Genomic DNA, 26,135 nt, shown 5'->3' with positions numbered 1-26,135 from the left:
ATGGGGCCCTCAAGCCAGCAACATTTCTCGCAACGCCACGCAATCGGCAGCATGCCAATCAGTCAATTCCGGCCACGGATTATCCGGCAGATTCACCAGCACCGTCCGCGTCCCCGCCGCCCGACCGCAATCCAGATCAAAGCGGTAATCACCGACCATCACCATGTCGCTCGCTGGCACCTTCCAGGCCTCGGCCAGTTTCAGTAAACCACCGGGATGCGGCTTGGGCGGCGCTTCATCGCGGCCCAATACATCTTCCACCGCAAAGCAGTCGGCCAGACCAATCGCCTCCAGCGTGACATGCGCCAGCTCGCGAGCATTGCGCGTGAGAATGCCCAGACGATAACCGCGCCCGGCCAACTCACGCACCAGCTCCACCGCGCCCGGCGCCGGTTTCGAACCCAATGCCAGATCCCGCTCATGCTCCAGCAACCACGCGTGCTTGGCCGCCGCTTCATCGGCCGGCAGCGCAGCGAGGTGGGTGAGAATGTCGTCTTCGGCGGGAATCGCCAACGCCACGCGGATTGCCGCGAAGTCATGCACCGCCACCGTCAGAGTGCCGTCCATATCGAACACCCAGTGACGCACCTCGGCCAGGCTCATGCCCAATCCTTGCGATGGCGAATCAGGCCTTCCTGAGTGACCGAAGCCACCAGTTGCCCAGCACGGTTGAACACGCTGCCACGGGAGAATCCGCGCGAGTTGCCGGCCCACGGGCTGTCCATGGCGTACAGCAACCAGTCATCGGCACGCAGGTCGGCGTGGAACCACAATGCGTGGTCGAGGCTGGCGACCTGCATGTCTTTCTGCCAGACCGATTTGCCGTGGGGCAACATCGAGGTGGTCAGCAGGCCGAAGTCCGACGCGTAGGCCAACAGGTATTTGTGCAGCGCCGGGGTGTCGGCCAACGCACCGTCGGCGCGGAACCAGACGTACTTGACCGGATCGGCAGGCTGCGGGTTGTAGGGATCTTTCTCGGTCACCGGTCGGACTTCGATCGGTTTCGGGCACAGCAGTTTCTCGCGCATGTGTTCAGGGATCAGGTGCGCGCGCTGCTGGGTGAGCTCCAGCTCCGACGGCAGGTTTTCCGGGCCAACCACTTGCGGCATTTCGCTCTGGTGCTGGAAGCCTTCTTCGTCGTACTGGAAGGAGGCACTGCAGGTGAAAATCGGGTTGCCCTTCTGGATCGCCGTCACCCGGCGCGTGCTGAAACTGCCGCCATCGCGCACCCGATCGACCTGATACACCACCGGCAGCTTGGCATCGCCCGGGCGCAGGAAATAACCGTGCATCGAATGCACATGACGCGCGGCTTCGACTGTCTGACTGGCCGCCGACAGGGACTGGCCGAGCACCTGGCCGCCGAACAACTGACGAAAACCCAGATCCTGGCTGCGGCCACGGAACAGGTTTTCTTCAATCGGTTCCAGGGTCAGCAGGTCTACCAGATCTTCCAACACTTGGCTCATTCAGACTCTCCTCACACAAAGCAATGCCGCGCAGCCTTGGCTGCGGCGGTCGATTCAGTTTATGGCCCGGTTCAACATGAGGGCCATTGTAAACGTCCGTGCCTGCTTATCCATGCAAGGTTTCCAGCCATTGTTCACGGGTGATGCGATACAACACGTGGGGGCGCAGCGGATGATCGGCTGCCAGCCTCGGGTGCTCGAAGTCATCGGCGGGGGCATGGTGCATGCCAATCGCCTGCATGACTTTTTGCGAAGGCATGTTGGTTTCGGTGGTGAACGCCACGACCTCTTGCAGTGCCAACCGGTCAAACCCGCAGCGCAATGCGGTCCACGCCGCTTCACTGGCATACCCCAGGCCCCAGTGCTCGCGCGCCAGGCGCCAGCCGATTTCGATGGCCGGGGTGAAGGGCGCGTCGAAGCCGACCACACCCAGTCCGGTAAACCCGATGAACGCCCCGGTGTCCTTGCGCTCGAGTGCCCAGAGGCCAAAACCATACTCGGCAAAATGCCCGCGAACCCGTCCGATCAGCGAGGCGCTTTCCAGTCGACTCAAGGGTGCCGGAAAATAACGCATCACCTGTGGATCGGCACACATTGCCGCAAACGCCGGCAAATCCTCGTCACGCCACTGCCGCAACAACAGTCGCGCGCTTTCGAGTTCCAGTATCGGCTCCATCGTGCCCCTCCCCTCTGTTTCCATGCCGCAAGTCTACATCGCTGGTAGGATCCTTCACTCATTCCTACAGGCCTTCCTAGATAAATCAGCCATGCCCCTGCCTCTGATCTACCACGAAGACTACAGTCCCGAGTTCCCGGCGGATCACCGCTTCCCCATGGACAAGTTTCGCTTGCTGCGCGATCACCTGGTGGACAGTGGCCTGACCCGCGACGCTGACCTGCTGCGCCCGGACCTGTGCCCGGCGGATATTCTCGCCCTCGCCCATGACCCTGCGTATATCGAACGTTACATGGGCGGCGAATTGTCCCGCGAAGACCAGCGACGCCTCGGCCTGCCCTGGAGCGAAGCGCTGGCCCGGCGCACGGTGCGGGCGGTCGGCGGTTCACTGCTGGCGGCGGAACAGGCACTGGAACATGGTTTGGCCTGTCACCTGGCCGGCGGCACTCATCACGCGCACTACGATCACCCCGCCGGTTTCTGCATTTTCAATGACCTGGCGGTGATCAGCCATTACCTGCTGGAAAGTGGCCGGGTGAATCGGGTGCTGATCTTCGACTGCGATGTGCATCAGGGCGACGGGACTGCACGAATTCTGCACAACACCCCGGAGGCAGTGACCGTTTCCCTGCACTGCGAAAAGAACTTTCCTGCACGCAAAGCCGAAAGCGACTGGGACATCCCGTTGCCCATGGGCATGGGCGATGCCGACTACCTGAAGGTAGTGGACGATGCGCTCAACTATTTGCTGCCGCTCTACCAACCGGATCTGGTGCTGTATGACGCCGGGGTCGATGTGCATAAGGACGACGCTTTGGGCTATCTGAAACTGACAGACGAAGGCGTCGCCGCTCGCGACGAAAGCGTGATGCGTCATTGCCTGGGCCGGGATATTCCGCTGGTCGGCGTGATCGGCGGCGCTTACAGCAAGGACCGCAAAGCCCTGGCGCGCCGTCATGGCATCCTCCATCACAGCGCCCAACGGGTCTGGCAGTCATCAGGTTGTCATTGAGGTGTGGGTCTTTACCCACAATGCCTGTGGAACCGCCTGTGGATAACCTGAGTGAAAGGGCCTGCAGGCCATGCAGAGTACAGGCTGCAGAGCGGTGGTTGTTTTTTAACCAGCTCTAGAATCCACCCACAATCTCTGTGGGAGCGAGCCTGCTCGCGATGAGGCCCCCACAGTCGATATCGATGTCGACTGATCCAGTGCTATCGCGAGCAGGCTCGCTCCCACAAGAGACAGGGCTGGTAGAATGCCCGCCCTATCCCGCCATACCGCAGCGCATTCCATGACCCAGCCCTCCACGTCCCTCCCCCCTCACGTCGCCATCATCGGTGGCGGTCCCGCCGGTTTGATGGCGGCTGAAGTGTTGAGCCAGGCAGGAATCAAGGTCGACCTGTACGACGGCATGCCTTCAGTGGGGCGAAAATTCCTCCTCGCCGGTGTCGGCGGCATGAACATCACCCATTCCGAGGCCTACCCCGCATTTCTCTCACGCTACGCCGAACGGGCTCCGCAGATTGCACCGCTGCTGCGAGCCTTCGGTGCCGAAGCCTTGTGCCAATGGATTCATGACCTGGGCATCGAAACCTTTGTCGGCAGCTCCGGCCGGGTGTTTCCTACCGACATGAAAGCCGCGCCCCTGTTGCGTGCCTGGCTCAAACGCCTGCGCGATGCCGGCGTAGTTATCCACACCCGCCATCGCTGGCTCGGTTGGGATGACAACGGTGACTTGCGTATCGACAGCCCCGAAGGCGAAAAAACCGTTCAAGCGAATGCGACCTTACTGGCCCTCGGCGGCGGCAGTTGGTCGCGCCTCGGTTCGGACGGTGCCTGGATGCTGCCGCTGGAACAGCGCGGTGTAGGACTGACGCCGTTGCAACCGAGCAATTGCGGCTTCGAGGTGCAGGCCTGGAGCGAATTGATGGTCAGCAAATTCGCAGGCAGCCCGCTGAAAAACATCGCCATTGGCCTCAATGACGACGTGCCGCGACTCGGGGAGTGTGTGATCACTGCCAAGGGGATTGAAGGCAGTTTGATCTACGCCCTGTCGGCACCGATCCGCGAAGCGATCAATCAGCACGGCTCGGCAACCATTCATCTCGATCTGTTGCCGGGCAAGCCTGTGGATAAAGTTCAGGCGGCGCTGAACAAACCTCGCGGCTCCCGTTCCATGTCCAAACACCTGCACAGTCAGCTTGGCCTTGATGGCGTGAAAGCGGCGTTGTTGCGCGAGCTGACACCGGCCGACTGCTTTGCCGATCCGGCATTGCTGGCCAAAGCGATCAAGGCATTGCCGCTGACACTGGTGAAAACCCGGCCATTGGACGAAGCCATCAGCAGCGCGGGGGGCGTGATGTTCGAGTCGATGGATGAACGTCTGATGCTCAAGCAACTGCCCGGGGTGTTCTGCGCGGGGGAAATGCTCGATTGGGAAGCGCCGACCGGCGGCTATCTGCTGACCGCGTGTTTCGCCAGTGGTCGAGCGGCGGGGTTGGGGATGGTGGAGTGGTTGCGGCGCAAGGATTGAAGACCGAGGCGCGTCCATCGCGAGCAGGCTCGCTCCCACAGGTGACCGAGTTCTTTCATAAGAATACGGTCAATGTGGGAGCGAGCCTGCTCGCGATGGTGGCCTGACAGGCGCAACGTTAAATCAAGGCTTACGCTTACGCGGCCCGGTATTGAACACCGGCACTTTACGCACAGGCTTGATCGAAGGCTCCGGCGCCGACGCATCACCGCTCTCGACCCATTTACCCAGGTTGCGCTTGCCGCCACCGGAGGTCTTGGGCTTCTTCGGTTTTTTCGGCTTCTTGATCACCTGACCGCTGGCATCGGTATCCGGCACGCGGTGTTCAGGCTCGAAATCCTGCTCCATCTGGCGAGTCAGCGTCTGACGGGTCAACATCTCGATGGCTGACAGCTGATTCACTTCATCGGCGCAGACCAGCGAAATTGCCTCGCCGGTTGAACCCGCACGGCCGGTACGGCCGATGCGGTGGATGTAGTCCTCCGCCACGATCGGCAGGTCGAAGTTGACCACCAACGGCAAATCTTCGATATCCAGACCACGGGCGGCCACGTCGGTGGCTACAAGTATCTGCACTTCGCTGGCCTTGAAACGATCCAGCGCTCGCTGACGGGTTGCCTGAGGTTTGTCGCCGTGGATGCCGTCAGCGTTGATGCCCAGGCCCTGGAGTTTTTCCACCAGCGCGTCTACGCCGTTACGGGTCTTGGCGAATACCAGCACCTGCTTCCACTTGCCCTTGCGCATCAAGTGAACGAACAGCTCCGGCTTGCGCTTCTTGTCCACCGTCACCACCCACTGTTTAACAGTGTTGGCTGCGACGTTGCGCGGGCTGACTTCGATGCTCAGCGGGTCGTTGAGCATTTGCCCGGCCAGGGTGCGGATGGCGTCGGAGAAGGTCGCGGAGAACAACAGCGTCTGGCGCTTCTTCGGCAGCGCCTTGTAAATGTTCCCCAGTTCTTCGGAGAAGCCCAGATCGAGCATGCGATCGGCTTCGTCCAGCACCAGGGTTTGCAACTGGTTGAACTTGAGCGCGTTCTGGCGGAACAGGTCGAGCAAGCGGCCCGGGGTCGCCACCAACAGATCAACGCCTTTGCGCAGCTTCATCATTTGCGGGTTGATGCTGACGCCGCCGTACACCGCGTAGGTGCTCAACGGCAGGTTCTCGGCGTACTGACGCACGCTTTCGTGAACCTGCTCGGCCAGTTCGCGGGTCGGCACCAGGATCAGCGCGCGCACGGAGTTGGCGCTGACTTTCGGCCCTTCCATGGCCAGCAATTGCAGCAGCGGCAAGGCGAAACCGGCAGTCTTGCCGGTGCCGGTCTGGGCCGCGGCCATCAGGTCGCGACCGGCCAGCACCGCCGGAATCGCTTGCGTCTGAACCGGCGTCGGGGTCTGGTAGCCGAGCGTCTCGAGAGCGCGCAGCAAGGGTTCGATCAGGCCAAGGGTGGCGAAAGTCATGGGAGTACCGTAGGAAAAATCAGCGCGGTTGTGCAAAACGAGTGTGCAATGGCGCGCAGTTTACCCTAATTCGCGCGGGATTCTGTCGGCACCGCTACGGCAGGCCGATCTGCACCTCGGCGCCACTGCGGCAACCCGATCAACACCACGGCACTGATGATCACCGCCATGGCCAGCGCTTCCTCGATACCGATGGTCTCGCCGACAAACACGATACCCAGCAACACCGCCACCGCCGGGTTGACGTAGGCATAACTGGTGGCCGCTGCCGGACGCACGTGTTTCAACAGGTACATGTAGGCGTTGAAGGCGATGATCGAACCGAAGACGGTCAGGTACGCCAGCGCCGCCCAGCCTTCGATCGGCGGCAGACTGTCCAGACGTTCGCCACTCACCGCGCTGCCGATCAGCAACGCCACGCCGCCCACCAGCATTTCCACGGCACTGGCCATCGGGCCCTGAGGCAACGGCAAGTGCTTGCTCCACACCGAACCGAACGCCCAGGACGCTGCCGCGAATACCAACAACGCCGCACCCATCGGGCTCGACTGCAGGTTTGAACCGAGGTTGAGCATGGCAATACCGATCAGCCCGAGCACAATCCCGGCCCATTCGAGACGGGTATTACGCGCGCCCCAGAAATATCCGCACAACAACGTAAACAGCGGCACCGTCGCCACCGCCAATGCGGCAACGCCGGAGGCGACACCGGTGTGTTCAGCCACGCTGACCGCGCCGTTACCGCAAGTCAGCAGCAAAATCCCGATAATCCCCGCGGCCTTCCACTGCGCCCAGGTCGGTGCCGGTGCCCCGCGCCAGCGCAGGAACGCGTACATCAACGTACCGGCGATCACGAAGCGGATACCGCCGAGCAACAACGGTGGCCAGTACTGCACGCCGATTCGAATCACCAGATAGGTCGACCCCCAAATCACGTACAGCGCAAAAAAAGCAGCGATCAGCGGTAAGGAAAAACGGCGTATGCCAGACATGGGCAGCTCGAGAACAAAACAAAGAGAGCCGCTATTCTAGAAAGGCCAACGGCGAAAAATAAGCTACAAAACCTGTTTATAGCGCCAGTACACTTTTCAAAACACGGAGTTCAACGCTATAAACCGTGCTTTCGAAAGCCAGTTACTTTCCAGGAATACTGCGATGGACAAATACGACCGCATGCTCCTCAGCGCCCTGTTGGAAAACGGTCGTGCGTCCTACGCTGAACTGGCGCGCAAGGTGAACCTGTCCGCTCCGGCGGTGGCCGAGCGCGTGGCCAAACTTGAGGCCTGCGGGGTGATCACCGGCTACCAGGCGAAAGTCGACATGTCCAAAATTGGCTTGCCGATCCAGTGCGTCATCGAACTGCGCCTGAACCAGCACGGCAACCAGAAAACCTACGACGAACTGATCAAAATCCCACAGCTCACCGAATGCCATCGCGTCACCGGCGACCCGTGCGTGATCATGCAAGCGGCGGTGGGCTCGATGCCGGAGCTGGAAGAGTTGATCAACCGAGTTGCTACGTTCGGGTTCAGCAAGACCTCGATCGTGCTGTCCAGCGCCATTGAGAAGCGAGTGCCGTTGGGGCAGTTGGAAGGGAATGGGAAGACGATCTAAAAGGTGCAGAAAATCCAGTGTGGGAGCGAGCCTGCTCGCGATAGCGGAGTGTCAGTCAATATCAATGCTGAATGATAAATCGCTATCGCGAGCAGGCTCGCTCCCACAGGAGATCGGCGGTGTTTCTGTCAGAACCCGCGATGCCGTTTCAGATGCTCATTGATCTTCGCCGCCGGCACTTTCTGCAAACTGCACAACAAATCATGGGACAACTCCCGCAACCCATGCTTTTGCCGCAGCTCCTGGGCCAGATGCGCCGTCAGGTTGGCGGCCATTTCCGCATCGGCCATGGCCCGGTGAGCCTTGCCGGTATTGGGCAGACTGGCGAAGGTGGTGAGGGTGCCAAGTTTGTGGTTCGGCGCGGCGGGCATCAGGCGGCGGGCGAGTAACAGCGAGCAGGCAAAGTTCTGCAAGCGTGTACGTTTGATTCGCCCAAGCTCAAAGTCCCAGAACTTCTGGTCGAACGCAGCGTTGTGCGCCAACAGCGGGGTGATGCCGACGAACTCATTGACCTCGTTCATCACCTGCTCGGCCGAAGGCGCGGTGCGCAGCATGGCGTTGCTGATGCCGGTGAGCTGTTCGATAAAGGCCGGCACCCGCACGCCGGCGTTCATCAGGCTTTGATAACGCTCGACGATGCGCCCCTGTTCAAGAATCACCACGGCAATTTCCGTGGCCCGGCAGCTGCTGCTCGGGGAGATCCCGGTGGTTTCAAAGTCGATGACTGCTATGCGTTCCAAACCTGTTTCAACTCCGTAAAAATCAATTCTTGAGCAGTAACGCGCCTTCGATCGGCACGTAACGGCTGGCGGCGCGGATCAGCGAATTGGCCGTCAGGCCTGGCACGCCGTAAGCCACCGCTTGCACGCCGTGCTTGGCGATGATGCGCTCCAGCAGCATGTCGAAATCACCGTCGCCGGAGGCCAACACCACTTCGTCGACATGGTCGGCGGCGTCCATGATGTCCAGGGTGATGCCCACGTCCCAGTCACCTTTGGCCGAACCGTCGCTACGCTGGATGTAGGGCTTGAGCTTCACGACGAAGCCGAGGTTGCGCAGGATCTGCTGGAACTGCTGCTGCTTGCTGTCGCCACGATCGATCGCATAGGCATAGGCCTCGACGATCTGCCCCTGTTTGCTGATGTCAGCCCACAAAGCGGCATAGTTGAAGTGGCAACCATAGGCCTGACGCACGGTGTAATAGAGGTTCTGGACATCGGCGAACACTGCGATTTTTTTCACCGTACATCCTCTTTGGCGTGCCGAAGCGCGGGCAGGATCAGGCACCAGGCCCGAAAAGTTGCCCAGTATGCCAGCCCGAAGGATTGTTCCGCGAATAATCGGCCATGTGGCGAGGGAGCTTGCTCCCTCGCCACAGATGTAGTCAGACGAAGGAGTCGTCATCGCCGCCGAAGAACGACGAGCTGTCATCGTTGTAATCAGCATCGGCGAAACCGCCCTGACCGCTGGAGTTGTCAGCCACGCGCTGATCGTCGCCCCAGCCATTGCCGTTGTCGCTCTGATCGTTGACCCGGGCCGGTTCTTCCTTGATGACTTCAACCACTTCCGGCTGCTGATTGTGATGGAACAGGCTGCTGATGCCTTGCGCCAGCATCACGCCACCGGCCACGCCCGCTGCCGTTTTCAATGCACCACCGAGGAAACCGCTGCCGACAGGCTGTTGCGGGGCGTAATTCTGCTGAGGCGGCGCACCGAAGTTTTGCTGTGGCGGCTGCGAGTTGAACGACGGCCGCCCCGGTTCACGCCAGCCGCCATTCGACGGGGCTGCGCTTTGAGTCGACGCAGGCTGCGGATCACGAGAAGTGCCACCGAAGATGCTCGACAAAAAGCCACCGCTGCTCGGCGCCGGAGCCGCCGTCTGAGCCTTGGCCGATTGCAGTTCAGCCTGCAATTGCTGGACCTGTTGGGCGAGTTGCTTGTTCTGTTCGTCGAGGCTCTTGATGGCGGCCTCTTGCACCAGAATCGCCTGGGTCATGAAATAGCCCGCCGCCGGTTGGCGAGTCAGGTGTTCCTTGATCCGCGCCTCGGCCTGGGCGTCGCGCGGGGCTGAATCCGTTTCGGCCTGTTGCAGCCGGGAAAACAGTCCATCGATCAGGGTTTGTTCTTCGCTGTTCATGGCGACCTCGTAGATTGCCGGGAATATCGTTGCCCTCACCCACAGTGGATAAGGTGCTCACCAGTAATGGGGCTGATACAGGATGTTTCAATGACCTTTACCGAACGTTTACGTTTGCGCCCCGAAGGGCTTGATCGGTTAAAGTGAGGCACTGCTTTCAACCTGCGATACCGACTGATGAATTCGTTCGATGTACTGCGTGACTCTCTGTATTTTTTCAAGCGCAATCTGAGCCAGATCGTGCAGCTGTGCCTGCCACTGGTGATTCTCGAGGCGCTGCTGCAACAAGTGGTCGACCACTCGACCGGGCCAGACAGTTTCGCCGGCATCAGTGTGATGGTCGGCTTGCTGGTGTATCCGCTGTACACCGCCGCGCTGATCCTGTTTCTCGATGCCCGTAGCCGTGGCGAATCGCCGCGCACCCGCGACCTGCTGGCGACCGCCGCGACCTTGTGGCCGCGCTTCGCCGTGCTGACCGCCCTCAACACGCTGCTGATCCTGATCGGCCTGTCGTTGTATTTCCTGCCGGGTATCTGGCTGATGGTGACGCTGGCATTCGGTGAGTACCTGCTGGTGCTGCGCGGCCTGGCGCCGCTGGCGGCGATGAAGGAAAGCCTGCGCCTGACTCGCGGGCATTTCCTGCGCATTCTGGTGTGCATTCTCTGCGTGATGGGCCCGCTGTGGGTGCTCAAGGGAGCGACGCTGGCGGTTTACCCTGCCCCGCAGAACCCGGTGATTTCGCTGCTGATCGATAGCGCTCACAGCTTTCTGCAACTGTTCACCAGCGTGGTGCTGTTCCGCTTGTTCATGCTGATCGGCGATGTGCCCGAAAAATCTGATGAACGGCTCTGACCGCTCTACCCTTGGGCTTGGGCGCTGCTCTCGGTTATGCTCGGAGTCAATTCCGTAACGCTATAAGCCGAGCCATGACCCGTCTACTGCGCTACACCCTGCTGGGCCTGCTGATCGCCATCAGCCTGATTGCATTGCTGATCTACAGCCTGACCTGGCGCCCAGAAGCCAAGGAAGCGCTACCAGTCAGTTGCAACGCCCAGGCGCCGACGCTGGTGCCCGGCCAGGCGCTGAAGGTGATGACCTGGAACGTCCAGTACCTGGCCGGCAAGCGCTACGTGTTCTGGAATGATCTGGCCGCAGGGGATGACGAGAGCCCTACACCTGAAGACATGGCCTTCAGCCTCGACGAAGTGGCGCGGGTGATTCGCGACGAGCAACCGGACATCGTGCTGTTGCAGGAACTCGATGACGGCGCCAAGGCCACTGACTACCAGAACCAGTTCAAATTGCTTCAGGATCGGGTCACCGACCTGTATCCGTGCAGCGCGCAGGCCTTCGACTGGAAAGCCGACTTCGTGCCTGAACCGCACATCTTCGGCAGCGTTGGCCGGCAATTGGCAACCCTGAGCCGCTACCAGATCGAACACGCCGAACGCCTGCAACTGCCGGTCGCACCGGCCAATGTCATCAGCCGTCAGTTCAAGCCGAAAAACGCCTTGCTGGTCACGTACCTGCCACTGAGCGACGGCGGCCAGATGGCCGTGCTCAATACCCATCTGGATCGCGCCACCCAGCCCGACGAAACCTTGCAAACCCAAGTGACAGCCGTGGCCAGGGTGCTCGACAAGTACGAAAGCCGCGGCACGCCATGGTTGATCGGTGGTGATTTCAACCTGTTGCCGCTGGGCCAGTATCGACGCCTGCCCTCGGAGCAACGCACGCCCTACTCCGCCGACAGCGCGCTGCATGTGCTGTGGGACAAGTACCCGATGATCCCCACCAACAACGAAGCCAGTGGTATCGACCGGACGCAATGGCTGACCCATTACCCGAATGATCCTGGCTTGAATGGCCCGGACCGGACTGTCGACTATCTGTTTTACAGCCCACACATCAAACGGGTCGAGGCGCGGGTGCGGCAGGACGATACGTTGCGCATTTCCGATCACTTGCCGGTAATTGCGCGGTTTCTGTTGCCGGCCACGCCTTAAATCAAAAGCTTCGCGAGCAAGCCCGCTCCCATACTGGATCTTCAGTGAGCACGGCATTTGTGTACCACCGCGATCCAATGTGGGAGCGGACTTGCTCGCGAATGCCGCACCACCGATGCAACTGACTACTTACGGGGTTTGATCCGGGCTGTAGCCTCCGCCACCAATGGATCGTCCGGCCAATAATGCTTCGGGTACCTCCCCTTCAAATCCTTCTTCACCTCGGCGTAGGTACTGCGCCAGAAGTTCGCCAGGTCCTGCGTCACCTGCACCGGCCGCCGAGCTGGGGACAGTAGATGCAGCTTGACCACTTGCCGACCACCGGCAATGCGCGGCGTCTCGGCCAAGCCGAACAGCTCCTGCAACCGCACCGCCAGAATCGGTGGCTGCTCACTGTAGTCCAGACGAATCGACGAACCTGACGGCACGCTCAAGTGATGCGGAGCCTGCTCTTCGAGCCGTTGCGGCAACGGCCAGGGCAGCAGGTTGTGAACGATGCTCGACAGGTCCAGATTGGCGAAGTGACTGAGCCGCGAGACTTTGCCCAGATACGGCATCAGCCAGTGCTCAAGGCTTTTGAGCAGTGCAGCGTCGCTGACATCCGGCCATTCGCTCTGGCCCTGACTGCTGAGGTCCAACTGGCGCAACAACGCCACCCGCGCCTGCCACTGACGCAGCTCCGGGGTCCACGGCAACAGCTCCAGACCTTTGCGCCGCACCAGGTTCACCAGCGCCTGACTGCGGGTGGTTTCATCGAGCCCGGTCAGCGGTTCGCGGCTGAGGATCAATTCGCCGACCTTGCGCTGACGCTCGGCTCGTAGCACGCCTTCGCGCTCATCCCAATCCAGTTGATCGACGCAACGCACCTGCTCGGCCAGCACTGAATCGAACAGCGCCGGATCAAAATCCGTTGCCAGATAAATCCGTTCCTCACGCTGACCCTGACGACTGCCCAGATCGGCGATCACCAGCCACGGTTGCTTCATCAGGCTGTCCGCCTCGGCGAACAGCGCCGCACGGCCGTTGGCCAAGCGATATTCAGCGCCACCGGCCCGCCGCTGTTGGGCGACCCGATCGGGATAAGCCAATGCCAGCAACGCGCCGAGCCAGCGCGGATGCTCAGGATCGCTGACCGGCTCCGACGCTGTGCCGCGCAAATAACCGCGATACTGCCGCGCCAGTTGCCGGGCCCGTTGAACACCGCCCTGCGCACCACGAGTGGCCCGTTCTTCACCGGACAACAACACCAGTCGACTGTGCAGGTCCGCGCCAGCGCCACGCAAGATATCGCGCTCGCCGAGCAGTGCCGCGACATCGCAGGCCATGTCGGCCAAGCCGAGCGCCTGGCCACGCAACAGCAAATGGGCGATCCGTGGATGAGCCGGCAGTTCGGCCATCGCCTGACCGTGACGGGTCAGCGCCTCGCCCTCCAGCGCGCCCAAACGTTCAAGCAGATCCTGGGCCTGTGCATAAGCCGCAGCCGGAGGGATATCCAGCCAAACCAACTGCCCCGGCGTCACGCCCCAACGACCCAGTTGCAAGGCCAGCCCGGCGAGGTCCGCCGAGAGAATTTCCGCACTGGCGTAAGCCGCCAGTTGCTCGTGCTGGTCCTGTGACCACAGGCGATAACACACGCCAGGCTCCAAACGCCCGGCCCGGCCCGCGCGCTGGGTGGCGCTGGCTTTGGAAATGCGTTGGGTGTCCAGGCGGGTCATGCCGCTGCCGGGGTCGAAACGCGGTACTCGTGCCAGCCCGGCATCGATCACCACCCGCACACCATCGATGGTCAGGCTGGTTTCGGCGATGTTGGTGGCCAGCACCACTTTGCGCTTGCCCGCAGGCGCCGGCTCAATCGCCGCACGCTGGGCCGTCAGATCCAGTTCGCCGTGCAACGGGCACAGCAACACCGGCGTGCCCTCACCCAACGCATCGACCAATTGTTGATGTACCCGACGGATCTCCGCCTGCCCCGGCAGGAACACCAGCAGGCTGCCGGTTTCATCGTTCAGCGCGTCGAGGATGGTCTGCACAACCCTCGGCTCGATGAATTCACCGGGCTGAAACGGCCGCCCCCAGCGCATCGCCACCGGGTACATCCGACCTTCGCTGCGCAGGATCGGTGCATCGTCCAGCAACCCGGCCAGGCGTTCGCCTTCCAGGGTCGCCGACATCAAGAGGATTTTCAGCGGTTGATCATCACGAAACAGCTCTCGGCCATTCAGGCTCAGGGCCAATGCCAGATCGGCGTCGAGGCTGCGTTCGTGGAACTCGTCAAAGATCAGCAAGCCCACGCCTTCCAGCGCCGGGTCATCCTGCAAGCGCCGGGTGAGAATGCCTTCGGTGACCACTTCGATGCGGGTATTGGGGCCGACTTTGCTGTCCAGACGAATGCGGTAGCCAACGGTTTCGCCGACCTTCTCGCCCAATTCACTGGCCAACCGCTCCGCCGCCGCCCGCGCGGCCAAGCGGCGCGGTTCGAGCATCAGAATGGTCTGCCCGGCCAGCCACGGCTCGTCGAGCAAGGCCAAGGGCACACGGGTGGTTTTACCGGCGCCGGGCGGTGCTTCGAGCACGGCTTCGTGGCGTGTAGCGAGGGCTTCACGCAGGGCGGGTAAAACTTCATCAATTGGCAAAGAAATCATGCTGGCTCCCAAACAGAGGCGCGAGTATAACGAGCTTCGTCGCGGTCCTAATTCATATCGACGATGCTTCGTTTCCAGATAACTCAGGAGATTTCAAATGCGTGCTCCCTTTCGCTTGATCGGCGGTGTACTGGTCGCGACCTTACTGACCCAAATCTCCGCCTGCGGCTCGATTTTCTACCCGGATCGTCGCGGCCAGATCGACGGCAAGATCGACCCGGCGATCGCTGCGCTGGATGCCGTGGGCCTGCTGTTCTATATCATCCCCGGCCTGATCGCCTTTGCGGTGGACTTCGCCACGGGGGCCATTTACTTCGAGCCCGGCCGGACCGCTCAGGTGGCTCCGGAAAAACTCAAGGAAGCCATCGGCACCGACGGCAAGGTCGATAACCACAAGTTGCAGACTATTCTGGAAAGTGAACTGGGCCGCAGCTTCCCGCTGGACGATCCGCGCCTGATCCAGCACAAGGGCAGCGCCCAGCAACTGGCCATGTTCGGCCTGCAACCGGCCGCATAATTCGCGCCTGTGAAGGAACATTTAAAGGAAAAGCCGCACCTATGACCACCAGTACCGAACACGCCCGCCTGCTGCGGCTGGCGACGCGCGCCTCGGTGGCGGTGGCGTGCACGTTGATCGTCGCCAAAGCTATCGCCTGGTGGTTGAGCGGCTCGGTGAGCATGCTCGCCGGGCTGACCGACTCGGCACTCGACGGCGTCAGCTCGTTGCTCAATCTGCTGGCCGTGCATTACGCCTTGCGCCCGGCCGACAACGATCATCGTTATGGGCACGGCAAGGCCGAATCATTGGCTGGCATGGCTCAAGCGCTGTTCATTGGCGGCAGTGCGGTGCTGATTGCCTTGCAGGCGATCGAACGGTTGAAACATCCGGAACCGATAGGCGCGGCGTGGCTCAGCATCGGGGTGATTATGTTCTCACTCGCCCTGACCCTGGCCCTGCTGAAGTTGCAGCATCGGGTGATCAAGGCAACCGGTTCCAACGCCGTGAGTGCCGACTCCTTGCATTACCGCTCGGACCTGCTGCTCAACGGCAGCATTTTGGTGGCGCTGGTGCTGGCCGGGTTTGGCTGGTATCAAGTCGACCCTTGGTTCGGCCTGGGAATCGCCGCCTACATCCTCTGGAGCGCGATTCATATCGCCCAGGAAAGTTTTGCGGTGCTGATGGATGAAGAGCTGCCGATGGATGTCAGCCAGCACATGCTCGAACTGGCCTGCAGCGTACCAGGCGTTCTGGGCGCCCATGACTTGCGCACACGGATCTCCGGCAACCAGTGGTTTGTGCAGTTGCATCTGGAATTACCGGGGGACTTGACCCTGTCAGTCGCCCACGGCATCAGCGATCAAGCCGCCGATGCGATTCACGCCGCCTACCCACGAGCCGAAGTGCTGGTGCACGCCGACCCGCAGGAAGTGGTGAACGCCGCCAGGGCTCAGTAACTCACCTGATAACCGCGACTGCTCAGGCAATTGCCTTGGGCCTGTCGGTAGGCTTGCACCACCGAAGGGGCCGGCTGATAGGTGATAGCGCGCGGATCGAAACCGCTCTGCTCCACGGCCCAGCGATAGCACTCATAACCGTCGCGACTGACCTCCTCCGGCGACTGGCCGTTGGCCGGATACGCCACCACGTCATAGCCACTGCTCACCGGTTGCGGCTGTACGGGCGGTTCGACCACGACGTAATCCTGAGTGCTCTCCTGGTAGGCGTAATACGCGCCGGCCGCCAGGAACAATAGCGCCCCGCCGATCCACACTTCACGGGCGTAATCGGGCAAATAGCTGACACGAATCCCGCGAGGCGGCTGAACCACCACATAACGCGGGCCTTGCGGGCGATACCAGTAACCACCGGAATAGAAATAATCCTGGCCACGATACGGCACACGGAAGTGACGGTTCTCCGGGAAGCGGTCGATCACGTACCCCGGACGATACTGCGGGCCGGGGCCCCAGCCATTGCCGTGCCCATCCGGGCGACCGGGCCAGCGACGGTCATCGTGACGCGCGTCCCGCCCCCCGGTCTGCCATTGCTGGTTGTAATTGTTACGCCGCGGTTCGTCCTGATAGTAGCCACGCCGGGGTTCCTGGGTCTGGCGCACGGTATCGGGCCGCCCCTGGATCGGCAGATTATTACTCGGTTGTTGTGGCGCTCGCTCCTGAACGTTGGAGTCGTGCAGTGTACGGTTCTGCCACTGGCCGCCCTGATTGTTGGACTCGTGCGGCGTACGGTTCTGCCGCTGACCGCCTTGATTCTGGTCATGGAGTTCGAACTGGCGGCTGTTGTCGCCACGAATGATTTCGGTGTTCTGCGGTCGGGGCTGATTGTTACCGCGATGGCCCTGGTCATTCCCTTGATGATCCGGCCCACGCTGCCCGCCATCGGGGCCACGGTTTTGCGGCTCATCGGCCAGCGATTGCGCAGTGACACTCACACACAGCAAACCAACACCGGCCAAACGCCAGATGCGCGATTTCATGCTTTTCCTCACTGCGGGTTAGGGCCTGTACATAAGACTGGGAAAGCGCAGGCCGGTTCTGCTACAGGTTATCAGTCGCGCAACTTATTTATTGAGGGCTGAAGGAAATTGCGGGCAAGAAAAAAGGGAGACCCGTCGGCCTCCCTTTGAAAACTTCGTCCGTGCTCGACGCTTATGACGTCGGCTCACCTCACGCCGTCTTGTGGACAGTGTGTAGCTCGGGGGCCGACACAGCCCCGGTGGGGGTGGCGGCCGCAGCTGGCCTGATTGGGCGAGCCGCACTGGACTGTTTGTCCGAGCAGTGATTCTGGTGATAAGAATAGGCTCGGCGCAGTGGCAGAGGATTGCGAAGATTGCTCAAATAAACATCACTTGCGCAATTTTTAACTCAGGATAGATAATCCTCCGCAATAGTTATGATAAAGGCCTGATTGATGAGCAAACTCGACCGATACGACCTGAGCATTTTGGCGGAATTACAGCGCGACGCGCGTATCTCCAATCAGGAACTGGCCGAACGCATCGGCCTGTCGCCTTCGCCTTGCTCGCGGCGGGTCAAGCAACTGGAAGACGACGGTTACATCACCCGCCAGGTTGCCTTGCTGGACCGCAAAATGCTCGGTCTGAGCCTAACCGCCTACGTGCTGATCGGCATGGACCGCCATACACCCGAGCGTTTCGAGAACTTCGAAGCCGCCATTCGCACCTTGCCGCAAGTGCTGGAATGCAGCCTGGTGACGGGGATGGATGCCGATTATCAGCTCAAGGTGGTGGTGCCGGACATGGATCACTATCAGAAACTGCTACTGGGGCATCTGACCCGGATTGAAGGGGTGACCAGTGTGCGGTCGAGTTTCGTGTTGAACCAGGTGCTCAACAGCACTGAACTGCCTCTGACTCATTTGCGTAGTTGAGAATGTCTTTGTGGCGAGGGAGCTTGCTCCCGCTCGGCTGCGAAGCAGTCGTAAACCAGTGAACGCGGTGTGCCAGATTAAACCTGGTTGCGGATTTTGGGGCTGCTTCGCAACCCAGCGGGAGCAAGCTCCCTCGCCACAGTGCGACACACCGACGCAGGTCAATGCCCCGTCAATCTCCCTTGGCGTATACTCGCCCCGCCCTTTTTAGCCCCACCCGCGCTGGAGATGTTCGATGGATCCTGCAGTTTTCGAAGAGTGGATGATGACTGGCCTGGTCAGCATCCTGATCATTTTCATGGGTTTCATCGTCTGGGATCTGGCAAAAAAATCCAAGGCCGGGCGCTTCGGCTCGTTCATTCTGTTCTTTGTACTGGGGCTGGGCGTGGCCGCATTCGTGATCAAAAGCGTGGTCATCGGCCTGATCGAATCCGGCACTCTATAAACGCGCCGGCACTTCCTTCCACTGGCCCTGATCGAGCCCTTCGATCGACCAGTCACCGATTCTGACCCGCACCAGGCGCAACGTCGGCAAGCCGACCGCCGCGGTCATGCGCCGCACCTGACGGTTGCGGCCTTCGCGAATCACCAGTTCCAGCCAACTCGTCGGCACACTTTTGCGAAAGCGCACCGGCGGGTTGCGCGGCCACAGTTCAGGCTCATCCAGTTGTCGCGCTTCGGCCGGCAATGTCATGCCATCGTTCAGCTCGACGCCATCGCGCAAGCGCTGCAACTGCTCGGCGCTCGGTTCGCCTTCCACTTGCACCCAGTAAGTCTTGGCCAGTTTGTGTTTCGGGTCGGCAATCCGCGCCTGAAGCTGGCCGTCGTTGGTCAGCAGCAGCAAGCCTTCGCTGTCACGGTCCAGCCGTCCTGCCGGGTAAATCCCCGGAATCTCGATGTAATCCTTGAGCGTCGCCCGCCCCTCGCCGTCGCTGAATTGCGTCAGCACATCGAAAGGCTTGTTGAACAGGATCAGTTTCGGCTCGGCCGGTGGCGCTTTGGCGACACGGCGCGGAGCTGAAGAGGATAGCGCAGGCTTCACGCCGGGGCGGCGAGAAACGGGACGTGGAGGACGAGACATGGCGAGAAGAACATCTAACGGTCAGGGCTGCTAATGCTAGTGCCCTGACCGCCAAATGACCACGACAAACCGTTAGCGGAACGGCGGTTCGTCGAAGCTGCGCAGTTTGCGCGAGTGCAGCGAGTTGAGCTCAGTGCGCAACAGGTCCACCGCTTCGATGCCGATCTTCAAGTGCTGGCTGACCGCGCGTTCATAGAAAGCGTTGGCCGAACCCGGCAGTTTGATTTCGCTGTGCAACGGTTTGTCCGACACACACAGCAACGTGCCGTAAGGCACCCGCAAACGATATCCTTGCGCGGCGATGGTGCCGCTTTCCATGTCCACCGCCACGGCGCGGGACAGGTTGATCAGCGGACGCTCCTGCGCCCAGCGCAGTTCCCAGTTACGGTCATCGTAGGTCAACACAGTGCCGGTGCGCAGGCGCTTCTTCAGCTCGTCCCCCTTCTCACCGGTGATATTGGCCGCCGCTTGTTGCAACGCCATCTGCACTTCGGCCAGGGCTGGAATCGGAATGTTCGGCGGCACGACCCGGTCAAGAATCCCGTCGCGGCGCATGTAAGCGTGGGCCAGCACATAATCGCCAATGGTCTGCGACTGACGCAAGCCGCCGCAGTGGCCGATCATCAACCAGCAATGCGGACGCAGCACCGCCAAGTGGTCGGTGATGTTCTTGGCGTTGGACGGGCCGACACCGATGTTCACCAGGGTCACGCCATGACCATCGCTGGCGATCAGGTGATAGGCCGGCATCTGGTAACGATGCCAGACCACGCCCGCGGCAATCGCCGAGGCTTCGCCGTGGTCCATGCTCTTTTCGATGATCACGTTGCCCGGCAACACCATGCGCACAAAACGCGGGTCGTTGCGCAGTTGCTCCAGGCCATGAACGATGAACTGGTCGACGTAGCGGTGATAGTTGGTCAGCAGAATCCACGGTTGCACATGGCGCCAATCGCTGCCGGTGTAATGCACCAGTCGGCGCAGGGAGAAGTCCACCCGCGCGGCATCGAACAAGGCCAATGGCAGCGGGTCGGTGTTTTCCCAATCGTACAAGCCATCGGCGATGCCATCGGTGGCGGCCGACAAATCGGTGCTCGGGAACACCCGCGCCAGCACCGCCGCGGTGACGCCGGAGCCGGCCAGCTCATCGCCCTGCTCGACCACGTACGGATAAGGAATGTTCTGCTGGCTGACGCCGACTTCCACGGTCACGGTGAAGTCGTGCATCAACGGGACAAGTTGTTCCAGCAGGTATTTGCGGAAGGCTGCCGGATGAGTGACGGTGACACTGTAGGTCCCCGGCAATTGAACCTTGGCATAGGCGCGGGTGGTCTGTGGGACTTCGCCCTGGCAAAGGTAGGTCAGACGCAACTCGGGATAACGAAACAGGGCACGCTGTTCAGCGTCCGGCTCGACGCGATCCTTGAGATAACGCTTGAGCGCCTGATTCAGCGCGGTGGTTGCACGCTCGTGCAAGACAGCAAGCCGATCCACGGCTTGCTCGGCGGTTTGAACGACAATAAACGCTTCGGTCACGATCAGCTTCCTGTGTTCTGACTTGCAGACCCTCATCTTGCCTGCATCGTCGCTTCACGGGAACAGTGGCGTGTTGGTTGTACATCAAGATGTGATGCGCAGACAGACCCTGTGGGAGCGGGCTTGCCCGCGATAGCGGTGTGTCAGACAGCATCCATGTTGAATGTTAAACCGCCATCGCGGGCAAGTCGGATCGCCGCACCGCCGCTCCCACAGGTTTCAGTGCTGTTGATCAAATTGTGGTCAGAATCCTTGCGGAGTCGACCGGGCCACAATCGCTTCCACATCCAGCCCGCGTGGCAACGTTCCATATACCCGACCGGCCGAACCGAGGCGGCTGGCGATGAAGGCATCACTGACCGCCGCGTTACCGGCCTCCAGCAATAGCCTGGCCTGAAGTCCCAAGGCGATGTCTTCGGTGAGCTGGCGGGCACGGTATTGAATGTCGTCGGTGTCCTTGAACGCCGCCTGCAATTGGCTGATGTGCGCCGCCAGGCGCTTGTCACCATGGCCATCGCCCAACTCGTGGAACAGCGCATCGAGCACACCCGGCTCTTTCGACAGCGCGCGCAACACGTCGAGGCATTGCACGTTGCCGGAACCTTCCCACGTCGAGTTGACCGGTGCCTCACGGTACAGTCGCGGCAGGATGCTTTCTTCGACATAACCGGCGCCGCCCATGCATTCGGCCGCTTCGTTGATCATCGCGGGCGCGCGCTTGCAGATCCAGTACTTGCCCACCGCCGTCACCAGCCGGGCGAATTTCGCTTCGTGGTCGTCATCCAGATGATCCAGCGCCCGGCCCATGCGCAGGCTCAGCGCCAAGGCAGCTTCGCTTTCCAGGGCCAGGTCGGCCAGCACGTTTTGCATCAAGGGTTGTTCGCTGAGCAACTTGCCACCGACCTTGCGGTGGGCGCAGTGATGGCTGGCCTGGGTCAGGGCCTGGCGCATCAGCGCACTGGAGCCGACCATGCAATCGAAGCGGGTCATGGCAACCATTTCGATGATGGTCGGAACACCCCGCCCCTCTTCACCGACCATCCAGGCCAGGGCGCCACGGAACTCCACCTCGCTGGAGGCGTTGGACCAGTTGCCGAGTTTGTTCTTCAGCCGCTGTATGTAGAACTGATTGCGCGTGTCGTCCGGGCGATGACGCGGCAGCAGGAAACAGGTCAGCCCTTTGTCCGTCTGGGCCAGGGTCAGGAAGGCGTCGCACATCGGCGCCGAACAGAACCACTTGTGGCCCACCAGTTCATACGCCTGACCGGGACCACTGGCGCCCACCGGATAAGCCTTGGTGGTGTTGGCCCGCACATCGGTGCCGCCCTGTTTCTCGGTCATGGCCATGCCAATGGTCACACCAGCCTTGTGGGCCATGCCGACATTGCGTGGGTCGTATTCGGTGGCGAGGATTTTCGGCAGCCATTGTTTGGCTAGGTCCGGTTGCAGACGCACCGCCGGGACGCTGGCGAAAGTCATGGTCAACGGGCAACCGCTACCGGCTTCAGCCTGACTGTGCAAATAGGTCATGGACGCACGGGCAACGTGGGCGCCCGGTTGCGGGTCGGTCCAGGGCAAGCCTGTGAGGCCATGCTCCACGGCCGTGCGCATCAACTCGTGATAAGCCGGGTGAAATTCCACCAGGTCGATGCGATGGCCATAACGGTCATGGCTGACGAGCACCGGTTTGTTCTGATTGGCCGCAAACCCCGCGTCCATCAGCGGCCCGCCGGCCAATGCGCCGTAAGCGTCGATCCGCGATTCGGCCCAACCGGCATCGAACCGCCGCGACCACTCCTGCAAAGGCAGGTCGACGCGATAAAGGTTGGTGCCGTCCAGCGACGGTGGCTGGTTGGTGACTTCGTGGGTTTCGGCGAACTGATGCAGGTTCATGACGGGGCTCCTTTGGCCAGCCAAGGGACTTTCAGTTAAGCACCGCCCCGAGGCTGAACAAAGTGGCATATCTGCCTAACTGTCGGCGCTTTCGCCTTGTCCCGGACAGAGCACCCGTCGATAAAGCGCCGCCTGCAAGTCTTCGAATTTCACCGGTTTGTTCAGGTAGTCGACCAAGGTGTCACTCGGGCAGTGCACTCGGTCCGCACTCAGGGCAATCTTGAACACGGGTAATTCGGCGCAACCCGGCAAGGCGCGGATCCGACAACAGATGGAGACGCCGTCCAGTGGCGGCAACTGACAATCGAGCAGTACCGCGTCAACGGCTTCACGCTGCAAGTGATCGAGCGCGGCGACGCTGCTGTCGGCGGTGCGCACCTGGAACCCAAGTTTCAGCAACATGCCGCGCATCACCAATTGATTGATGCTGTTGTCATCGACCAGCAACACCGTGCAGTCCTGAGGCTGACGCAGGCGGGCAGCTTGCCGCATGATCGAGGGCGCAGGTTCCACCACGGGCAGCTCAAACTCGACATCCAGTTGGAAGCGACTGCCGCGGCCCGGTTCCGAGCGATGGCTCAAGCGCCCGTCGAGCAATTCGACCAGTTGCCGACAAATCGCCAGGCCAACGCCCAGACCACCGTATTCACGGGTCATCGAACCGTCGAGCTGGAAGAAGCGCTGGTACAGGGTTGCCTCCCCCAAATCGGTAAAGCCAATGCCGGTGTCGATCACCGCAAAGGACAACGCCAGTCGACCGGGCTCCACCGGTTTGCCCGTCACGCGCAACGCCAGTCCGCCGACCCGGGTGAATTTGATCGCGTTATCCAGCAGGCACTCCAGGCATTGCACCAACTTGCCGCTGTCGCCGTGCAAGCGATCCGGCAGTCCGGGCGTTACCTCGACCTTGAAGTCCAGCGACTTGCTGGACGCATTGCCATCGAACTGCAGGCGCAAGGCCTCGACCACACTGCGCAAACTGAACGTGTCCGGATAGACCTTGAGCTTGCCGGCCTGCAATTCGGTCAGGGTGAGGATGCCGTTGACCATGCGCATCATGTCCCGCGCCGAACCTGCGGCCGTTTGTTGATACTGCTCCAGTTCAGGGTTCATCTCGACCGTCTGCATGAGCTCCAGCGAACCGATCACACCGTTCATGGGGGTGCGCAATTCGTGGGTCAGGGTGGCGAGGAATTCGTCCTTGAGCTTGTTACTGTGAGCCAGTTGCTGGTTCAGCACTTCGAGTTTTTGGCCGGCATCGAACAACGTCTGTGCCTGTTGCTCGCGCATGGCGTTGATGCGATCGGCCAGGGCCAGGGACAGCAGCGCCACTTCGACCGCCGAGCCGATCTGGCTGGCGTACATGGTCAGGAACACGTTGGGCAAATACCCCAACACCATCATCGTGTTGACGACGCCACCGAGCAGGAACGCCGACCAGGCAATGATGAAGTACCGCGCCACCCTCAAGCCGCGCCACCAGGCGAAGATCCCGGCGGCGAAAATGATCACGGTAAAAACCAGCGCCAATATCGTCGCCAGACGCAGGGCCAGGGCGTAACTGGTCATCAATGACAACCCGACCACTACCGCACTGAACGCAATCAACGCCAACAACAAACGGTCGAGCCAGCGACTATGGGTGGCCGTCTGCAAGAAGCTGCGGGCGAACTGGCTGCCGAACAAGCCTGAACAGCCGATGAAGAACGGCGTCGCGGCGTTGGCCCACCACGGATTATCCGGCCAGAAATACTCCACGGCCGCGCCGTTCACCGACAGTTGATACAAGCCGAACGAGGCGATATAGACGATGTAGTAGAGGTAGCTGGTGTCACGCACGCTGAGGAAGATGAACAGGTTGTAGACCAGCATCCCCAGCAACACGCCGTAAATCAGCCCCAGCACATAGAGCCGGACAGGCTGCTCTTCAAGGTAAGCGGTGCTCGACCACAAGGTGACGGGCGCCTGAATCGAGCCTTCACTTTGCAGGCGCAGGTACACGGTTTGCGCCTGCTCAGGCGCAAAGTTCAAATCGAACAGGTAGTTGTTCTGACGGATCTGGCGAGTGGCGAACGGCAACGCATCGCCGGTCTGCCGGACCATTTGATAGTCACCACCAGCATCGGGCAAATAGAGATCAAGGTGATCGAGGGGCGGATAGGCCAGTTCCAGTAACCAGGTCCGTTGTACCGACGGGTTGGTCGGGCGGTACTGCAGGTCGATTTTCAGCCAGAACGCCGAACGCGAATAACCGGCGTTGAGGGTGGCTTTATCGTGGGGTTTGAAGAGCCCGGCCGCGGCTTGTGCACGGACATCGGCGATGGTCGCGTGACCGCCCGCGTCTTCATAAACCTGCATCGTTCGGCCCAGGGGAAGGCTCTGGGTGAACTCGTCGAATTCGACGGCGCTCGCCAGGAGGGGCAAGCACAACAGCAACATCAGCAAATAGCGCATTTAAGCCCCAGAGTGGCCTGTCCGGTCCTGTCAGGAAGCCCCCCATTCCTTTTGAGTAGACGTAAAACCGGTATTACCTGTTATTGGTTTGGATCCACTCTAGCATAGCCGTTGATGGCCATTGAACACCATTGAAATTTTTCCTGAAAAGGCTCTAGAACAAGCGTTCCAGCTCTATGCATTGAGTTAGAGCTGTTGGCTTTGTCAGGTTGTGAGAATGCTCCGGCGGGTGGTGAACACCTGTGGCGAGGGAGCTTGCTCCCGTTGGGCTGCGTAGCGGCCCCAAAATATGCTGTCGGCTACACCTGACGACTGCTTCGCAGCCGAACGGGAGCAAGCCCCCTCGCCACACTGTATCGGCCGCGATGGCTGCCACAACACCCGAAAAACATGTTTGGTGGTAAGCTCGCGCACCATGAATATCTACAGCTCTCGCCCCGTTGTCCTCTGTCTCTCCGGCCACGACCCAAGTGGTGGCGCCGGCTTGCAGGCAGATATCGAAGCCCTGCTCGCTCAGGGTTGCCATGCGGCTCCGGCCGTCACCGCCCTGACGGTGCAAGACACCGTCAACGTCACTGACTTCCGCGTCCTCGATCGCGAGTGGGTGCTGGCCCAGGCCAACGCCGTGCTCAACGACTCCGAAGTCGCTGCCGTCAAACTGGGCATGCTCGGTTCCCTGGAAATGGTCGACACCGTGGTCGAACTGCTCTCGGCGCACCCGCATCTGCCGGTGGTCTGCGACCCGGTGCTGCGCGCCGGTGGTGGCGGACGACTGGGCAAGGACGAAGTCGGCTACGCCATGCGCGAACGGCTGCTGCCGCTGTCGATCATTGCCACCCCTAACCTTCCCGAAGCCCGCATCCTCGCCGAACTGCCCGAAGGCACCGCGGACGAGTGCGCTGAAAAACTCCTGCCATTCGTCAAACACCTGCTGATCACCGGCGGCCATGGCGATGAACACGAAATCCACAATCGCCTGTACAGCCGCGACGGTCGCCGCGACACCTTTACCTGCCAGCGTCTGCCCGGCAGCTATCACGGCTCCGGTTGCACGCTGGCCAGCGCCCTCGCCGGTCGCCTGGCCCAGGGTGAACAGCTCGCCAGAGCCGTACAGACCGCGCTTGACTACACTTGGCGCACTCTGCGGGATGCGGAACAGCTGGGCAAAGGACAGTTCGTGCCGCGCCGCCTGCCGCTGGATTTCTGTTCGTAACGCCATGAGGGCT

The 26,135-nt window shown here is 61.1% G+C and carries 24 protein-coding genes; 10 read left to right on the top strand and 14 right to left on the bottom strand.

The annotated features are described in order from the left end of the window. Nucleotides 1-9: 9 nt before the first annotated feature. From QMK51_RS04105 to QMK51_RS04095, 3 genes are all read right to left on the bottom strand, one after another. Nucleotides 10-603: an HAD family hydrolase gene (locus QMK51_RS04105; protein WP_320393227.1), complete on the bottom strand. Its 594-nt coding sequence runs from the start codon at nt 601-603 to the stop codon at nt 10-12. After that, a complete protein-coding gene (gene tesB, locus QMK51_RS04100) occupies nt 600-1,469 on the bottom strand; it encodes an acyl-CoA thioesterase II (RefSeq protein WP_223485818.1) in 870 nt (289 codons plus the stop codon). The genes QMK51_RS04105 and tesB overlap by 4 nt, the downstream gene beginning before the upstream one ends. A 106-nt stretch (nt 1,470-1,575) precedes the next feature. Next, nucleotides 1,576-2,145, bottom strand: a complete 570-nt coding sequence (locus QMK51_RS04095) for a GNAT family N-acetyltransferase (protein ID WP_320393226.1) — start codon at nt 2,143-2,145, stop codon at nt 1,576-1,578. 91 nt (nt 2,146-2,236) lie between these two features. On the opposite strand from QMK51_RS04095, the gene QMK51_RS04090 reads away from it, so the two are divergent. Together QMK51_RS04090 and QMK51_RS04085 are read left to right on the top strand one after the other, a co-directional pair. After that, nucleotides 2,237-3,157, top strand: a complete 921-nt coding sequence (locus QMK51_RS04090; RefSeq protein ID WP_320393225.1) for a histone deacetylase — start codon at nt 2,237-2,239, stop codon at nt 3,155-3,157. A 280-nt stretch (nt 3,158-3,437) separates the two neighbouring features. Then, complete coding sequence (locus tag QMK51_RS04085; RefSeq protein ID WP_320393224.1) at nt 3,438-4,679, top strand: TIGR03862 family flavoprotein; 1,242 nt, start codon at nt 3,438-3,440, stop codon at nt 4,677-4,679. 123 nt (nt 4,680-4,802) lie between these two features. On the opposite strand, the gene QMK51_RS04080 is transcribed toward QMK51_RS04085, so the two are convergent. Together QMK51_RS04080 and yedA are read right to left on the bottom strand one after the other, a co-directional pair. Further along, complete coding sequence (locus QMK51_RS04080; RefSeq protein ID WP_258698955.1) at nt 4,803-6,137, bottom strand: DEAD/DEAH box helicase; 1,335 nt, start codon at nt 6,135-6,137, stop codon at nt 4,803-4,805. Between the two features lie 65 nt (nt 6,138-6,202). Next, the gene (gene yedA, locus QMK51_RS04075; protein WP_320393223.1) at nt 6,203-7,129 is read right to left on the bottom strand and encodes a drug/metabolite exporter YedA; all 927 of its coding nucleotides are present in this window, start codon (nt 7,127-7,129) and stop codon (nt 6,203-6,205) included. 163 nt (nt 7,130-7,292) lie between these two features. On the opposite strand from yedA, the gene QMK51_RS04070 reads away from it, so the two are divergent. Continuing rightward, the gene (locus tag QMK51_RS04070; RefSeq protein ID WP_320393222.1) at nt 7,293-7,751 is read left to right on the top strand and encodes an Lrp/AsnC family transcriptional regulator; all 459 of its coding nucleotides are present in this window, start codon (nt 7,293-7,295) and stop codon (nt 7,749-7,751) included. A gap of 128 nt (nt 7,752-7,879) precedes the next feature. On the opposite strand, the gene QMK51_RS04065 is transcribed toward QMK51_RS04070, so the two are convergent. The 3 genes from QMK51_RS04065 to QMK51_RS04055 all read right to left on the bottom strand — a co-directional run bounded on the left by QMK51_RS04065 (nt 7,880) and on the right by QMK51_RS04055 (nt 9,888). Then, the gene (locus tag QMK51_RS04065) at nt 7,880-8,491 is read right to left on the bottom strand and encodes a 3'-5' exonuclease (protein ID WP_320393221.1); all 612 of its coding nucleotides are present in this window, start codon (nt 8,489-8,491) and stop codon (nt 7,880-7,882) included. Between the two features lie 22 nt (nt 8,492-8,513). Continuing rightward, the gene (locus QMK51_RS04060) at nt 8,514-8,993 is read right to left on the bottom strand and encodes an NYN domain-containing protein (RefSeq protein WP_320393220.1); all 480 of its coding nucleotides are present in this window, start codon (nt 8,991-8,993) and stop codon (nt 8,514-8,516) included. A 142-nt stretch (nt 8,994-9,135) separates the two neighbouring features. Continuing rightward, complete coding sequence (locus tag QMK51_RS04055; protein ID WP_320393219.1) at nt 9,136-9,888, bottom strand: DUF2076 domain-containing protein; 753 nt, start codon at nt 9,886-9,888, stop codon at nt 9,136-9,138. 177 nt (nt 9,889-10,065) lie between these two features. Here QMK51_RS04055 and QMK51_RS04050 point away from each other — a divergent pair, with 177 nt between their 5' ends. Both QMK51_RS04050 and QMK51_RS04045 read left to right on the top strand, forming a co-directional pair. Beyond that, nucleotides 10,066-10,740 (top strand): YciC family protein, encoded by a 675-nt coding sequence (locus tag QMK51_RS04050; protein ID WP_320393218.1) that lies wholly within the window; start codon nt 10,066-10,068, stop codon nt 10,738-10,740. Nucleotides 10,741-10,814: 74 nt separating this feature from the next. Beyond that, nucleotides 10,815-11,894 carry an endonuclease/exonuclease/phosphatase family protein gene (locus QMK51_RS04045; protein ID WP_320393217.1) on the top strand — a complete coding sequence of 360 codons (1,080 nt, stop codon included), beginning with the start codon at nt 10,815-10,817 and terminating at the stop codon, nt 11,892-11,894. Between the two features lie 125 nt (nt 11,895-12,019). Here QMK51_RS04045 and hrpB read toward each other — a convergent pair whose 3' ends face one another. Beyond that, the gene (hrpB, locus tag QMK51_RS04040) at nt 12,020-14,536 is read right to left on the bottom strand and encodes an ATP-dependent helicase HrpB (protein ID WP_320393216.1); all 2,517 of its coding nucleotides are present in this window, start codon (nt 14,534-14,536) and stop codon (nt 12,020-12,022) included. A gap of 97 nt (nt 14,537-14,633) precedes the next feature. Between hrpB and QMK51_RS04035 the strand changes: the two genes are divergently transcribed. Continuing rightward, nucleotides 14,634-15,053 carry a polyribonucleotide nucleotidyltransferase gene (locus QMK51_RS04035; protein WP_258698946.1) on the top strand — a complete coding sequence of 140 codons (420 nt, stop codon included), beginning with the start codon at nt 14,634-14,636 and terminating at the stop codon, nt 15,051-15,053. 41 nt (nt 15,054-15,094) lie between these two features. Continuing rightward, nucleotides 15,095-15,991, top strand: coding sequence for a cation diffusion facilitator family transporter (locus QMK51_RS04030; RefSeq protein WP_258698945.1), 897 nt, complete (start codon nt 15,095-15,097; stop codon nt 15,989-15,991). Here QMK51_RS04030 and QMK51_RS04025 read toward each other — a convergent pair. Next, entirely contained in the window at nt 15,985-17,031 is a 1,047-nt protein-coding gene (locus QMK51_RS04025; RefSeq protein ID WP_320393215.1) for a DUF6515 family protein, read from the bottom strand. The genes QMK51_RS04030 and QMK51_RS04025 overlap by 7 nt on opposite strands. A 434-nt stretch (nt 17,032-17,465) precedes the next feature. On the opposite strand from QMK51_RS04025, the gene QMK51_RS04020 reads away from it, so the two are divergent. Both QMK51_RS04020 and QMK51_RS04015 read left to right on the top strand, forming a co-directional pair. Then, the gene (locus QMK51_RS04020; RefSeq protein ID WP_007894448.1) at nt 17,466-17,945 is read left to right on the top strand and encodes an Lrp/AsnC family transcriptional regulator; all 480 of its coding nucleotides are present in this window, start codon (nt 17,466-17,468) and stop codon (nt 17,943-17,945) included. A gap of 235 nt (nt 17,946-18,180) precedes the next feature. Next, entirely contained in the window at nt 18,181-18,390 is a 210-nt protein-coding gene (locus tag QMK51_RS04015) for a DUF2788 domain-containing protein (protein ID WP_007937369.1), read from the top strand. Here QMK51_RS04015 and QMK51_RS04010 read toward each other — a convergent pair. The 4 genes from QMK51_RS04010 to QMK51_RS03995 form a co-directional block, all read right to left on the bottom strand. Beyond that, the gene (locus QMK51_RS04010) at nt 18,385-19,026 is read right to left on the bottom strand and encodes a pseudouridine synthase (RefSeq protein ID WP_320393214.1); all 642 of its coding nucleotides are present in this window, start codon (nt 19,024-19,026) and stop codon (nt 18,385-18,387) included. The genes QMK51_RS04015 and QMK51_RS04010 overlap by 6 nt on opposite strands. 72 nt (nt 19,027-19,098) lie before the next feature. Next, nucleotides 19,099-20,598 carry an AMP nucleosidase gene (amn, locus tag QMK51_RS04005; protein ID WP_320393213.1) on the bottom strand — a complete coding sequence of 500 codons (1,500 nt, stop codon included), beginning with the start codon at nt 20,596-20,598 and terminating at the stop codon, nt 19,099-19,101. A 207-nt stretch (nt 20,599-20,805) separates the two neighbouring features. Next, on the bottom strand, nt 20,806-22,455 hold the full coding sequence (locus QMK51_RS04000) for an acyl-CoA dehydrogenase family protein (protein ID WP_320393212.1): 1,650 nt from the start codon (nt 22,453-22,455) through the stop codon (nt 20,806-20,808). Nucleotides 22,456-22,530: 75 nt separating this feature from the next. After that, nucleotides 22,531-24,909 carry a 7TM diverse intracellular signaling domain-containing protein gene (locus QMK51_RS03995; RefSeq protein ID WP_320393211.1) on the bottom strand — a complete coding sequence of 793 codons (2,379 nt, stop codon included), beginning with the start codon at nt 24,907-24,909 and terminating at the stop codon, nt 22,531-22,533. A gap of 415 nt (nt 24,910-25,324) precedes the next feature. Between QMK51_RS03995 and QMK51_RS03990 the strand changes: the two genes are divergently transcribed. Beyond that, on the top strand, nt 25,325-26,122 hold the full coding sequence (locus tag QMK51_RS03990) for a hydroxymethylpyrimidine/phosphomethylpyrimidine kinase (protein ID WP_320393210.1): 798 nt from the start codon (nt 25,325-25,327) through the stop codon (nt 26,120-26,122). Nucleotides 26,123-26,135: the final 13 nt, after the last annotated feature.

This window comes from Pseudomonas sp. P9_31, assembly GCF_034008235.1.
GTDB lineage: Bacteria > Pseudomonadota > Gammaproteobacteria > Pseudomonadales > Pseudomonadaceae > Aquipseudomonas.
The sequence above is the reverse complement of the archived record's forward strand: the minus strand, read 5'-3'. Positions and strand labels throughout refer to the sequence as shown.